The following is a 12,530-nucleotide window of genomic DNA, read 5'->3' as shown; positions in this document are numbered from 1 at the left end:
TCCTGAACCACGGTTCACATTTATGCAAGCGGAGCGGAAGGGCACCGACCTCATGACCCCAGCCAGGGCACCCCGCGCGGACGCGATCCGAAACCGCGGGAAGATCCTCACCGCGGCCGGTGAGCAGATCACCACGCATGGTCCCGACGTCGGCATGGACGAGATCGCCGCCGCCGCGGGCGTGGCCGTGGGAACCCTGTACCGGCACTTCCCCACCAAGACCGACCTGGTCGCGGCCGTGGTCGCCGAATTCGTCGCACGCGTCACCGACGACGCCGAGGCCGCGCTCGGGCGGGTCGCCGACGGTGCCCGTGCTCTGGACGAGCTGACCGGCTTCCTCGGCCGCGTGGTCGAGACGTCCGCGGCCGACCGCGCCGTCAAGGCCGCCGCCCAGTCGCTCGGCGCCGAGCCGGGCAACCCTGCCGCCGAGCAGCGGGCGAGCGGCGCCGTGACCGACCTCATCCGCGCCGCCCAGGCGGACGGGGACATCCACCCCGACGTCACCGTCGACGACATCTACCTGCTGTTCTCCACCGCCCCCACCGACCAGCCCGCATCCGCCCGCAACCGCTGGCTGACCCTCTTCACGGCGGGCCTGACCACCGAAGGCCGCCCGGCAGACCGCTGAAGCCCGGTACCCCTCCCCCGCCTGCGCCGCAGCCCGATCAGCGGCGCCCGGCGTCGTCCGGCCACCGAGCCGGACGGGTTCTCATCCGAGGGACGCCAGGAGTTCACGCTCCCGGTCCGGGGCGAGCCCCGCGCGGCGTGGCCGGTGCAGCCCCTGCTCGCGTTCCCAGCGCAGTGTGTCGGCGAGGAGGTCGGTGCGGGAGCGGTGGCGCAGCCCCGCGGCGGTGGCGGCGGATCCGTCGCGCGCCGACCAGCCCTCCCACCCTGGTTCGACCACCCACAGGGGCAGTGAGTCGGGGCCCATGAACTCGGCCACTCCGTGGGCGAGGAGCTGCTGGGACGCCACGGTGACGACCGGTCCGGTGTGTCCGCCGATGCCGCGGGACAGCTCGATCCACTCGGCGAAGGGCACAGCCGGGCCAACCGCGTTGAATGTGCCTGTGGTTCGGTGTGCCGCGGCGTCGAGGAGCCAGGCCGCCAGGTCGCGCACATCGATGGCCTGCGTCGGGGCTTTCGGGGTGTCGGGGACGAGCAGCGGCGCCTGGGGGGCACGGGCGGCGCGGGCGACCCAGTAGCCGGAGCGGTCGGTGTGGTCACCGGGCCCGCCGATGAGTCCGGCGCGTGCGATCAGGAGGCGGTCGGCCAGGGCCGTCTCGGTGAGCGCTTCGCAGGCGGACTTGGCCTCGCCGTACAGGTCACGGTCGACCTCTTCGAGGTCCGTGGCGGGCAGCAGGGCGGCGGACTCGTCCGCGCCGGGCTCGCCGTGGGAGGCGTATGCGCTGACCGAGGAGACGTAGGTCCAGTGACGTGCCCGCGCACCCAGGGCCGCGACGGCTCTCCGCACGAAGCCTGGCTGCCAGGACACCTCGAGCACAGCGTCCCATTCCCGGCCGAGCAGGGACGCGTACGCGTCGGGGTCGCGCCGATCCGCGGCCACCAGCCGCGCGCCTTCCGCCACGGGCCCGCTGTCGCCACGAGCCAGGCACGTCACGCGGTGGCCGCGGTCGAGGGCCTGCCGGGACACTTCACGCCCCAGCCAGGCCGTACCGCCAAGGACAAGGATCTCCATGCGTTCCATATCGGAACTCAATCAGCGCGGCCCGATCACGCCAAGAGGCTTCTGCCGTGGGCAGAGTGCGCATCTGCCCCACTACAGCATGGGGTCACAGGAGTTCGTAGGTCAGGTGCGTCGCCGTCGATGTGGGGATCACACTCCGCCGCACCAGCGTACGCGGCGTTCCGCCGGTGAACAGCGGCGTCCCGGCGCCCAGCACGACCGGCGCGAGGTGCAGGCTCAGTACATCGACCAGCCCGGCGTCGAGCGCCGAACCGACCGTGGCGCCACCCCCCATGAGGACGACATCGAGGTCCCTGCCGCTGTCCTGCGACGCGGCCACGGCACGCTCGCGCGCGGCGGCGACGGCGTCACGCAGACCGGTGGTGACGAACGTCCAGTCGAGGTCGGTGAGCCGCACCGACTCCGGCGGCGAGCTCGTCACGACGACGAACGCAGGCTTGCCGACCTCATCGGCGCCGTAGCCACGGGTGTCGTCCCAGCCGTTCGGGCCGTCGACCACATCGAAGAGCCGACGGCCGAGAACGACGGCGCCCGAGCGGGCGGTCGCCTCCCGCAGGATCCGCCGATCCTCAGGGTCGTCGGAGAACGCCCAGGTGTGCAGGGCCTCCCCGCCGGTGCCCAGACCACTGTCGGGGCCGGGCGCGGGCCCGGTGACGAAACCGTCCAGAGAGACCGAGATGTCAGCGATGATTCGGGTCATGCAAGGGCAGACCGGATCCGCCACCCGAAATCATCGGTGACATCGGCAGCTCGGGGCGGGTGGGCTCGCTCGTCCGGACGACGTGGCGCGCCACGCCCGTGCGCGCCGCGCCACGTCACCCCAGCACATCCGCGGTTCGCGCTTAGGGTGACGCCCGGAGGTGGAGCATGCGAGTGGGATTCCACGCGCTCGGTATCGGTGACGGTGCCCGTCCCGAGGTGATCCGTGCGGTGGCCACGGCCGCGGAGGCGCACGGCTTCGCCAGGCTCTGGTGCGGCGAGCACGTGGTCCTTGTGGACACGCCCGTCTCTCGCTACCCCTACTCCGCGGACGGCCGGATCGCCGTGCCCGCGGATGCGGACTGGCTGGACCCGCTGCTCGCCCTGACCTTCGCGGCGGCGGTCACCAGCCGGATCGAGCTCGCCACCGGCGTACTCCTGCTGCCGGAGCACAACCCGGTCCTGGTCGCCAAACAGGCCGCCACACTCGATGTGCTCTCCGCCGGGCGGTTCAGCCTCGGGGTCGGGGTGGGCTGGTCGACCGAGGAATTCGCAGCGCTCGGAGTCCCCTTCGCCGGGCGCGGGCGGCGCACCGAGGAGTACCTTGCCGCGATGCGCACCCTCTGGGCCGAGGACCCGGCCTCCTTCACAGGGGAGTTCACCCGCTTCGACGCGATCCGGGTCAACCCGAAGCCGCTGCGCGGCGGCCGGCTCCCGGTTGTGGTGGGCGGCAACAGCGCCGCCGCCCTGCGCCGGGCGGTCAGGCTCGCCGACGGCTGGTACGGCTTCAACGTCCCGGCTGCCGACGTTCCGGCCCATATCGCCGTTCTCGCCGACGAGTGCGCCCGCCACGGTCGCGCTTTCGACGAGCTCACGGTCGCCGTGGCGCTGAGCGACGGCGCCCCGGAGCACCTCCCCGCACTCGCCGCGGCGGGCGTCACCGAACTGGTCGTCGTCGGCGCTCCCCCGCCCGCGCCCGACGCGGCGGCCACCTGGGTCGCGGAGCTCGCCCGGACCTGGATTCGCCCGGAGGAGCAGTGCGGGCCGCCGGGCCGGCCCGGACAGTCCTGAACGTCGGCCCGCCGGTGGGCATTCAGGGCTTGCCATGCACGGAAACGGCATACGTCCCGTCGGTATAAGGGTCACGGGACCAGGTCGCGTACCTGGCCTCAAGGGTGAGTCCCGCCGCACGGCAATGCGCGTCGTAGGCGTCCAGCGAGTAACCGCGATCCAGGGCGAAACCCGCGACGAGACGGCCGGACGGACGCACATGGGCCGCCGCCCCGGCCACCAGCGCCGGTTCCGTTCCCGGCGGGGTGAACAGGGGGACATTGCCCGCAAGCACCACGACATCGAAGGACAACCCCAGGTCGAGGTCGATCAGATCCTGGTGGTACCAGCTGATCTCCGGGGCCAGCCGCCGGGCGGTGGCGAGCATCGACTCATCGGTGTCCACGCCCGCCACGTCTATCCCATGACGGGCCAGCTCGATGGCCACCCGGCCGGTGCCACACCCCGCGTCGAGGACCGTGATGGGCCCGAAGGAGCGGACCAGCGCGGCTTCACCGTGAATGTCCCCTCCTTCGGCGGCGATGCGGTCAAACCGCGACTGGTACTCGTCACCGTTCCACCTCATGCGGCCAGAGTGTCACACGCGCGGGTGCGGGCGACGATCCTGTTGGATCGCGATGCACGGCTTTCTATCAACGCTAGAACTTCTGTCCATGCTCTGATAGCTTCACTCCTGTCGCTAGCACTGCTAGCAATCGAGTGAGCTCAAGGAGAGCCGTCATGACCGTCACCGCGTACACCCTCGCCGTCGTCCTCGACCTGCTCGTCGTCGTCATCGGAGCGCGCTTCCTGCTCCAGCCGGTCGCGGCGGCCACCGGCTACGGCGTGCCCGCGGCGCCGAGCGGCGGCGACTCCGCGTACCTCACCATCAAGGGGCTGCGGGACCTCACCTTCGGCCTCATGGGCCTGGCACTGCTGGCGTTCGCCGGCGCCCGCGCCGAGGCGTGGTTCATGCTCCTCGTGGCGCTGGCGCCTCTCGGGGACACACTGATAGTGCTGCGCCACGGAGGCACGAAGGCGATCGCGTTCGGCATCCACTTCGCCACCGCCGTCACGGTCCTCATCAGCGCCGGTCTGCTGTTCGCCGTCTGACACCGTCTCAAGAAGCGAGGGAGCCCTCATATGTCGCTCATCATCCCGGAGTTCGACTCGTCCGTGCTCGTCCGCTCCGCGGACGCCGAGGTGGTCGGCCGCGCACCCACGACCGTGCGGCTGCTCGCCGACAGCAATGCCACCGGCGGCGCACTGTCCACGCAGCGCGTGACCCTCGGCGACGGTGCGAACGGGGCGACTCCACACCACCACGAGAAGAGCGCCGAAATGTTCTATGTGCTCGACGGCGCGGCCGAGTTCCTCGCGGGCGACGAGGTGATCACGGCCGGCAAGGGCGACCTGGTCGTGGTACCGCCACGGATGCCCCACGCCTTCGCCGCCGTCCCCGGCTCGGACGCCGACCTGCTCATCGTCATCACACCCGGTGTCGAGCGCTTCGCATACTTCCGGCACCTCCAGCGCGTCGCGCTCGGTGAGTTGAGCCGAGAATCGCTCCTCGAGGTGCAGGAGCGCTACGACAACCACTTTCTGACCAGCGCTGCCTGGGACAAGCGGCGCTGACGGGCGGCCTCCCCCGCGCAGAGCCTCCCCGGCACGCGTCGGAACGACACCGCCACCGTGCTGATCACCCGCCCGAACCGTGACGCACAACCGGCCCAGCTCAAGGACTCGAGGGCCGACCGGAACGCCAAGTATCAGCCCGGACCATCTGGTCCGGGCTCGGCCCGCGGATGGCCATCAGGTGCTGGTGCTGTCCAGCTGCGAGGTCAGGTCCGCGAACGCGGTACGGACCGCTTGTGGATTCTCGATCCACGGGAAATGCCCGGCCCGCTCGATCGTGCGTCGCAACACATGCGGCTGGTCGAAGGCGGGGTCGTCCTGCCAGAGGTCCTGGTCGACCACGTGATCCTCGGCACCGCTGAGGATGAGTGTCGCAAGCCCGGTGTCGTGCGGTTTCCAGCGGGCTCGGTAGGTCTCGTCGAAGTGGGCGTCCGCCCAGGCCACCGCGTCATGGCAGTAGGGAAGGTCTTCCAGCAGGGCGCGGCCTGCGGCCAGGCCCTCGGGGGTGAAGTTCCACTCGGCCGCGGTGAGGGCGAGCGCGCCCAGGGTCTCGTCGCCCGGGTCCCGTCCGTAGGCGTCGACCGCTTCCGCCATACCCGGGATCGGATGGGCCTCGGACCACTGGCCGAACGCCTCGCGCCATCCGGCGTGGGGCGCACTGCTGACCAGGGCCATACCGGCAAGCCGCTCTCCCAGTCCGGGAACGGACAACAGGAACATCCCCCCGGTGGAATGGCCGACCATGACCACGTCGTCCAGTGCGTCGGCCGCCTCGGCCAGCGCATCCGGCCACCGCTCGTAGGGACGAGCGGGTACCTGCGGCACACCACGGTTGGAACCGTCTCCCGGAAGGTCGACCAGCCACACCGCGCCCGGGACCTCGGCCGCCCGAGCCAATCCCAGCACGGACTCCGACCCCAGCCCAGGGCCGCCCGGGACGAACAGCCAGTTCCACCGGCCCTCGCACTGCGAAATACGACGCAGCCTGACCCCCGATCCGGTCCAACGAGTCCGCTCTTCCATCCCCACGCCGCCTCGCCCCTTCACTCACCTCATCGGACACGCGGCGGCAACCATATGTCCCCGGAGTCTCCAACACACGGCAATTACTTGTGTATGCGGGCATCCGCACCGCCGCGCGCACCGGACCGCGGAGCGCCACGGACCCCTCCTCGTCCGGCAGTGGCCGCGTCGCCGACCGTAGGATCGCCCTGGGCCCGTCGTGGCCGGAGAAGCCGCTCTGCTCGAGGAGGCCCGCATGCATCCGGTGGTGGTGACGTCCTCCGGGAGTGTCCGAGGGACCGGACGCGCTGGGGGCGCGTGCTTCCAGGGGATCCCGTTCGCCGCGGCGCCCGAGGGCCGGTTGCGGTTCCGGCCCCCCGTACCGCCCCCGGCGTGGGACGGACTCCGGGACGCCCGCGCGTTCGGGGCCGCGCCTCCACAGCTGGCCCCGGCACCAGGCGCCCCGGCCATATGGGAGCCCGGTGACGGCCTGGACTGCCTGACGGTGAACGTGTGGACGCCCGACCCCGGTGCGGCCAGCCTCCCCGTCATGGTGTGGATCTACGGGGGGCTGTGGAAACACGGCTCGGCGAGCATGCCCCACTACGACCCCGCCGCACTCGCCGACTCCGGAGTGGTCGTCGTGACCATGAACTACCGGGTCGGCTTCGAGGGCTTCGGACATCTGCCCGGTGTGCCGGACAACCGCGGGCTGCGCGACCAGATCGCCGCCCTTCGATGGGTGCGGGACAACATCGCCGCCTTCGGGGGCGACAGCGACAAGGTGACCGTCTTCGGCCAGTCCGCGGGAGCAGCGTCCGCCGTCCTGCTGATGGCCGCACCCGCGGCGCGGGGCCTGTTCCGGCGTGCGATCGCCCAGAGCATCCCGGCAGGGGCACGCGACCAGGCCGAGGCCGGGGCGGTCACCGCGACCATCGCGCGGGCCGCGGGCGTCCCGGCGACATGGGACGCCCTGGCGGCTCTACCGCCCGAGGCACTCCTGACGGTCCAGGACACACCGCTACGCGGTCGCGACGACGGCTTCACGGCGTTCGGTCCCGTCATCGACAGCGAGCTGGTGACGGGGCAGCCGTGGACCGCCCTCGAAGCGGGTGCGGGCCGCGAAGTCGACCTGGTCTGCGGCTTCACCCACGAGGAGTACCGGGGTCAGGGCCCGGTCCCCGCCGCGGGAGTCGACGTCGGGCTGGTCGCCGAGGCGATCGGCCTGGGCAAGGAGGCAGCAGTCGCCTACCGCCGGACCCACCCTGAGCTCACCGACACCGCTCTGATCACGGTGATGCTGTCCGACGCGCTCGTGCGGATGCCCACCACCCGGGTCGCCCGGGCCCACGCGCGCGCAGGCGGCCGCACCTGGCTGTACGACTTCACCTGGCAGGGCCCCACTCTGGGCGCCGCCCACGGCATCGACGTCCCGTTCGTCTTCGCCAACGCCACCAGCCGCTTCGCCGCCCGGTTCCTGGGCTCACCGCCACCCGACGGCTTCACCGATCTGTCCCGGCAGCTGCGTACCGCGTGGACAGGTTTCGCCTCAACCGGCAGCCCGGGCTGGCCCCGCTTCACCCCCGACCGGCCGACGACCAGGCTCTGGAACCTCCCACCCACCGATACCGCGTACCCCCTGGAACCATCCCGGCAGATCTGGGAACGCGCCGCGTCCGCGTAACGCATGCCCTCAGGTCGGCTGGCGCACCATGAACACATCGACCGGATCCTCGCTCTCGAGCGTGAATCCGTGACGTTCATATAGCCGTCGCGCCGGACTACCCTGCAATACGTTCAACCGCACCGGGACACCGCTGCCGTCACACCACCCCAGCAGTTCACGCAACACGCCCGAGCCAACGCCTCTGCTTTGGAGATGTGAAGCGAGGTAGAAGTGCTCCAGCCAGTAGGCGTCCTCGGCCCGGCGCAGCGCCGCACAGCCAACGAGAGCGCCGCCGACCTCGATGATCCAGGTGTGGGCCGGTTCGAACCCGTCCCGCAGCCGCTGCCGCACACGCTCCTGGTCGTAGCGTCCGAGCCGCTCCAGATCCGCTCGCAACACCGTCGCGCGTAGGTCGGCCACCGCCCCGACGTCCGATGCCGCCGCCGGCCGAATATTCCAGGTCACCATAGTCGCCACGCTACCGCGCCCGACCTTCCGCACTTGATCCGGAGGTCACCACGGCCGCCGTTGCCTCGGTGCCGCGGGCAGCTGTCAGAGTCCGGACAGAGGCAACAAATCCGCGCTGAGCGGAGCAACGCCATCAGCGCATGCGCGCCGGATGTGCGCCGGGCCTCTCCGAGAGGGGGCGAGTGCGCCACCACGCACTGCGTCATTGGGGTGACCTCCCCGTGAAAGGGCTTGTCGCGCGAGCAGCTCGGCTGCGTCACTGGTGTCACTCGTAGGAACCGAGCCCTGCCTGCTCACCTCCGGGACGTGAACGGCGATGCCGGAACATCCGTCGCGAGACCGTCAGCCCTCATCACCACGGCCCCGTGCGGCGCACTCGAAAAGAGGAACCACATGAGATTCAGACGAGCATTCCTGGCACCGGCTTGCCTCGCCCTGGCGGCAGGCACTGTCACACCCTCCGCCCATGCCGCCACCTCGGTGCCGTGCTCCGCCAGCGCCCTGGTCGCGGCCGTCACCACTGCCAACTCCGGCTCCGGAGACACCCTCGTTCTCGCCTCGGGGTGCACCTACACGCTCACCGCCACGATCGGCGGCAACGGACTCCCCGTCATCACCAAACCCATCACCATCGTCGGCAACGGCGCCACCATCAAACGTGACGCGACAGCACCTCAGTTCCGCATCTTCGAGGTCGGCGCCGGCGGCAACCTCAGCCTCACCAACGGGCTCACTGTTACCGGTGGCGACACCACCGGCGACGGCGGAGGGATCCTGGTCGACACCGGTGCCAATCTCCGGCTGACCAGCAATATCACCGTCAAGGACAACACAGCCGGCAACAACGGGGGCGGCATCGGTGTCGCCGGCACCGCCGCCCTGACCAACAGCACCGTCACGCACAACACGGCTGCGAGCAGCGGAGGGGGTATCGCCCTGAACTCCGGCACCCTCACCCTCAACTTCACGTCCGTCACGGACAACACCGCCACGGATTCCTTCGGAGGCGGCATCTACCAGTCGTTCAGCTCCGTTGGAAGCATCACGGCCAACAGTGCTGTGATCAGTGACAACACCGCGGGCTTCGAAGCCGGCGGGGTGGAAGTCGCGGGCAGGGCGACCTTCAACAACAGCACCATCTCGCGCAACACCGCGACCACCTCCAACGGGGGAGGTCTGTGGATCGCCGCGGCTCTCACCGACCCTGTGACCCTCGTCAACACCACCGTGGACAACAACACGGCAGGATCCGCCGGGGGTGGCGTGGACATCGAAGGAGGGCGGCTGAACGCCACCAACATGCGCGTCACGGGCAACCACGCGGGCAGTCAAGGTGGCGGCGGACTCAGCGTCTTCGGCAACAGCAGCCAGAACATCGTCTCGTTGACGAACACCCAGATCACCGGGAACACCGCCACGAACGCACCCGGCGGCGTCTACACGCAAGCCAACCTCGTCCTCCGCTCCACGTCCATCACCGGGAACACTCCCACCAACTGCGTGGGAAGCCCTGTCATCCCCCCGGGATGCTCCGGCTGAAGGAGGATGGCCGACGACGCCCCGTCCCGGGCGGGCGGGGCGTTCCTCGCGTGATCGGGGTCGCCAGACCCACAATCGAGTCAAGGCCGCCGGAAGCGCGCGACGCGGGCGCGTGAGGCCGTCCGTCTGTCAGACGTCGAAGTGACGGCGCGCGTCCTCGATGTGACCGAGGTACTTTTGGGTCCAGCCGCATATGGCGTCGACGGCGGCACGGAGGGCCCGGCCGGGTTCGGTGAGCGTGTACTCGACCCGCGGCGGCACGGTGGGGTGCACCTTCCGGTCGACCAGGCCGTTGCGCTCGAGCATACGCAGGTTCTGGGTCAGCATCTTGTGGCTGATACCGGCGACCTCCTCGCGGAGCTCGGTGAAGCGCAGGGTGCGCTCGCCGAGTGCCTCGATGATCAGGAGTGCCCACTTATTCGCGACGTCCGAGAAGATCTCCCGTGCCAGAGAGTCCGCGCGTCTCAGGTCAGCGTCCTCGGGCAGGCCCGTGAGCAGATGTTTGGTCACCATCAGGTTCCTCAGTCACCGAAGAGTGCGTTCTTCCAGGTCAGCAGTCACTCTCCTACGGTTCTCGAGTAACCACAAGCGCTCAGCAGCACGCCGCCGGGGCCCGTCGAAACGGGCCCCGGCACAAGAGACCGCCAGAACGCTGCGGACCCCGGTCGTGTCTCAGTGGGCGCCGTATCCGGTGAGGGAGCGGACCTCCAGTTCCGCGTACTTCTTCACGTCCGGCTCCTCCTTGGAAACCATGGTGCCCAGCCAGCCGAGCAGGAAGCCCAGCGGGATCGAGATCAGACCCGGGTTCTCCAGCGGGAACCAGTGGAAGTCGACGTCGGGGAACATCGAGGTCTCCTTGCCGGAGACGACCGGCGAGAACAGCACCAGGAACACCGAGGAGACCAGACCCCCGTAGATCGACCACAGGGCGCCCTGGGTGGTGAACCGTTTCCAGAACAGGCTGTAGAGGATCGTCGGAAGGTTCGCCGACGCGGCGACGGCGAAGGCGAGCGCCACCAGACCCGCCACGTTCAGATCTCGTGCGAAGACCCCCAGGACCACGGCGACGATGCCGATACCCACAGTCGCCCAGCGGGCCGCCGAGATCTCCTCCTTCTGCGACGCCTGCCCCTTACGGATCACATTGGCATACAGGTCATGGGCGAAGGACGACGAGGAGGCCAGGGTGAGCCCGGCGACCACCGCGAGGATGGTCGCGAACGCCACCGCGGAGATCACCGCCAGCAGGATCGCGCCCCCGGTCGAATCCGCCCCACCACCGATCTCCTCCGCCAGCAGCGGCGCCGCCGTATTGCCCGCCTTGTTCGAGGCGATGATGTCCTCACGCTTCAGCAGAGCGGCCGCACCGAAACCCAGCGCGATGGTCATCAGATAGAAACCGCCGATGATGCCGATCGCCCAGTTCACCGACTTCCGCGCCGCCTTGGCCGTGGGCACCGTGTAGAAGCGGATCAGGATATGCGGCAGCCCGGCGGTGCCCAGCACCAGCGCGATACCGAGGGAGATGAAGTCCAGCTTGCTGGTCGCGTTCAGACCGTACTTCTGCCCCGGCTCCAGGAACTCCTTGCCCAGACCACTGTTCTTCGCCGCCTCGCCCAGCAGATCGGAGACGTTGAAGTGGAACTTCAGCAGCACCAGGAAGGTGATCAGCAAGGTGCCCGCGATCAGCAGCACGGCCTTGACCATCTGCACCCAGGTAGTGCCCTTCATCCCGCCGATGGAGACATAGAGGATCATCACCACACCGACCAGAACGACGATCAGGATCTTCCCCGCCTCACTGGTGATGCCCAACAACAGCGAGACCAGCACACCCGCACCCGCCATCTGCGCCAGCAGATAGAAGATCGACACCACGATGGTCGAAGCACCCGCGGCAGTACGCACCGGACGCTGACGCATCCGATAGGCCAGAACATCACCCATCGTGTACCGGCCGGAGTTGCGCAAGGGCTCGGCCACCAGCAACAACGCCACCAGCCAGGCCACGAGGAAGCCGATCGAGTACAGGAAGCCGTCGTATCCGGCCAGGGCGATGGCCCCGGCGATGCCCAGGAAGGACGCGGCGGACATGTAGTCGCCGGAGATCGCGAGCCCGTTCTGGAAACCGGAGAACTGACGACCACCCGCGTAGAAGTCGTTGGCGTCCTTGGTCTGGCGGCCCGCCCACACCGTGATGGCGAGGGTGGCCAGCACGAACACCGTGAACAGCGTGATGATCAACGGCCGGTTGTCCGAAGCCGACTCGGCGGCCAGAAGGTAAGTCGGAGCGCTCATGCCTCACCCTCCAGACGAGCCTTGATCGCCTCGGCGCGCGGATCGAGCTTGGCCGCGGCATGCCGGGAGTACCACCAGGCGATCAGGAAGGTGGTCAGGAACTGGGCGAGCCCGAACACCAGGGCCACATTGATGTTGCCCACCACCTTGGTGCCCATGAAGCCGCCCGCGTAGTTCGACAGCAGTACGTAGAGCAGGTACCAGCTGATGAACGCGACGGTGAGCGGAAAGGCGAACGAGCGGTGAGCACCGCGCAGTTCACCGAACTCCGCACTCGCTTGCACCTCGGTATAGGACGGGTCAGTCTGCCGCAGATCGCGAGAACGATCCCCGGCCGGAGCGGTATGCACGATTTCTCCAGGAAAGTGGTTCAACGTAGACCACGGATCGTAAGTCGACGTCTCACCACACCAGCAGCGGCACAGGATGACTCTGCGGAAAGAACTACAGAATGACGCTTGAAGTGCA

14 protein-coding genes are annotated in these 12,530 nt (G+C 69.3%); 6 read left to right on the top strand and 8 right to left on the bottom strand.

The genetic code is table 11. From position 1 onward, the window contains the following. Positions 1-52 precede the first annotated feature (52 nt). The gene (locus AB0C66_RS16910) at positions 53-628 is read left to right on the top strand and encodes a TetR family transcriptional regulator (RefSeq protein ID WP_362438266.1); all 576 of its coding nucleotides are present in this window, start codon (positions 53-55) and stop codon (positions 626-628) included. Positions 629-709: 81 nt separating this feature from the next. Here AB0C66_RS16910 and AB0C66_RS16905 read toward each other — a convergent pair whose 3' ends face one another. Beyond that, on the bottom strand, positions 710-1,696 hold the full coding sequence (locus AB0C66_RS16905; protein ID WP_362438819.1) for an NAD-dependent epimerase/dehydratase family protein: 987 nt from the start codon (positions 1,694-1,696) through the stop codon (positions 710-712). A gap of 94 nt (positions 1,697-1,790) precedes the next feature. Further along, positions 1,791-2,405: a dihydrofolate reductase family protein gene (locus AB0C66_RS16900; RefSeq protein ID WP_362438263.1), complete on the bottom strand. Its 615-nt coding sequence runs from the start codon at positions 2,403-2,405 to the stop codon at positions 1,791-1,793. Positions 2,406-2,572: 167 nt separating this feature from the next. On the opposite strand from AB0C66_RS16900, the gene AB0C66_RS16895 reads away from it, so the two are divergent. Beyond that, complete coding sequence (locus AB0C66_RS16895; protein ID WP_362438260.1) at positions 2,573-3,475, top strand: LLM class F420-dependent oxidoreductase; 903 nt, start codon at positions 2,573-2,575, stop codon at positions 3,473-3,475. A gap of 22 nt (positions 3,476-3,497) precedes the next feature. Here the strand turns inward: AB0C66_RS16895 and AB0C66_RS16890 are convergent, their stop codons facing one another. Further along, positions 3,498-4,040 carry a class I SAM-dependent methyltransferase gene (locus AB0C66_RS16890; protein ID WP_362438257.1) on the bottom strand — a complete coding sequence of 181 codons (543 nt, stop codon included), beginning with the start codon at positions 4,038-4,040 and terminating at the stop codon, positions 3,498-3,500. 155 nt (positions 4,041-4,195) lie between these two features. On the opposite strand from AB0C66_RS16890, the gene AB0C66_RS16885 reads away from it, so the two are divergent. Further along, positions 4,196-4,567: a DUF4267 domain-containing protein gene (locus tag AB0C66_RS16885; RefSeq protein WP_362438254.1), complete on the top strand. Its 372-nt coding sequence runs from the start codon at positions 4,196-4,198 to the stop codon at positions 4,565-4,567. 30 nt (positions 4,568-4,597) lie between these two features. After that, positions 4,598-5,089, top strand: coding sequence for a cupin domain-containing protein (locus tag AB0C66_RS16880; protein WP_362438251.1), 492 nt, complete (start codon positions 4,598-4,600; stop codon positions 5,087-5,089). A gap of 177 nt (positions 5,090-5,266) precedes the next feature. On the opposite strand, the gene AB0C66_RS16875 is transcribed toward AB0C66_RS16880, so the two are convergent. Then, positions 5,267-6,112: an alpha/beta hydrolase gene (locus AB0C66_RS16875; protein WP_362438248.1), complete on the bottom strand. Its 846-nt coding sequence runs from the start codon at positions 6,110-6,112 to the stop codon at positions 5,267-5,269. 235 nt (positions 6,113-6,347) lie between these two features. On the opposite strand from AB0C66_RS16875, the gene AB0C66_RS16870 reads away from it, so the two are divergent. After that, positions 6,348-7,775 carry a carboxylesterase family protein gene (locus AB0C66_RS16870; RefSeq protein WP_362438245.1) on the top strand — a complete coding sequence of 476 codons (1,428 nt, stop codon included), beginning with the start codon at positions 6,348-6,350 and terminating at the stop codon, positions 7,773-7,775. Positions 7,776-7,784: 9 nt separating this feature from the next. On the opposite strand, the gene AB0C66_RS16865 is transcribed toward AB0C66_RS16870, so the two are convergent. Continuing rightward, on the bottom strand, positions 7,785-8,225 hold the full coding sequence (locus tag AB0C66_RS16865; RefSeq protein ID WP_362438242.1) for a GNAT family N-acetyltransferase: 441 nt from the start codon (positions 8,223-8,225) through the stop codon (positions 7,785-7,787). A gap of 393 nt (positions 8,226-8,618) precedes the next feature. On the opposite strand from AB0C66_RS16865, the gene AB0C66_RS16860 reads away from it, so the two are divergent. Beyond that, the gene (locus AB0C66_RS16860; protein ID WP_362438239.1) at positions 8,619-9,764 is read left to right on the top strand and encodes a right-handed parallel beta-helix repeat-containing protein; all 1,146 of its coding nucleotides are present in this window, start codon (positions 8,619-8,621) and stop codon (positions 9,762-9,764) included. Between the two features lie 129 nt (positions 9,765-9,893). Here the strand turns inward: AB0C66_RS16860 and AB0C66_RS16855 are convergent, their stop codons facing one another. The 3 genes from AB0C66_RS16855 to AB0C66_RS16845 all read right to left on the bottom strand — a co-directional run bounded on the left by AB0C66_RS16855 (position 9,894) and on the right by AB0C66_RS16845 (position 12,412). Continuing rightward, the gene (locus tag AB0C66_RS16855) at positions 9,894-10,277 is read right to left on the bottom strand and encodes a helix-turn-helix domain-containing protein (RefSeq protein WP_362438237.1); all 384 of its coding nucleotides are present in this window, start codon (positions 10,275-10,277) and stop codon (positions 9,894-9,896) included. Positions 10,278-10,436: 159 nt separating this feature from the next. Continuing rightward, positions 10,437-12,062 (bottom strand): cation acetate symporter, encoded by a 1,626-nt coding sequence (locus tag AB0C66_RS16850; RefSeq protein ID WP_362435404.1) that lies wholly within the window; start codon positions 12,060-12,062, stop codon positions 10,437-10,439. After that, complete coding sequence (locus AB0C66_RS16845) at positions 12,059-12,412, bottom strand: DUF485 domain-containing protein (RefSeq protein ID WP_362438234.1); 354 nt, start codon at positions 12,410-12,412, stop codon at positions 12,059-12,061. Before AB0C66_RS16845 ends, AB0C66_RS16850 begins: the two co-directional genes overlap by 4 nt. Positions 12,413-12,530: the final 118 nt, after the last annotated feature.

This window comes from Streptomyces sp. NPDC048636, from assembly GCF_040650655.1.
Taxonomy (GTDB): Bacteria; Actinomycetota; Actinomycetes; order Streptomycetales; family Streptomycetaceae; genus Streptomyces.
This window is presented reverse-complemented; position numbering and strand designations above follow the sequence as displayed.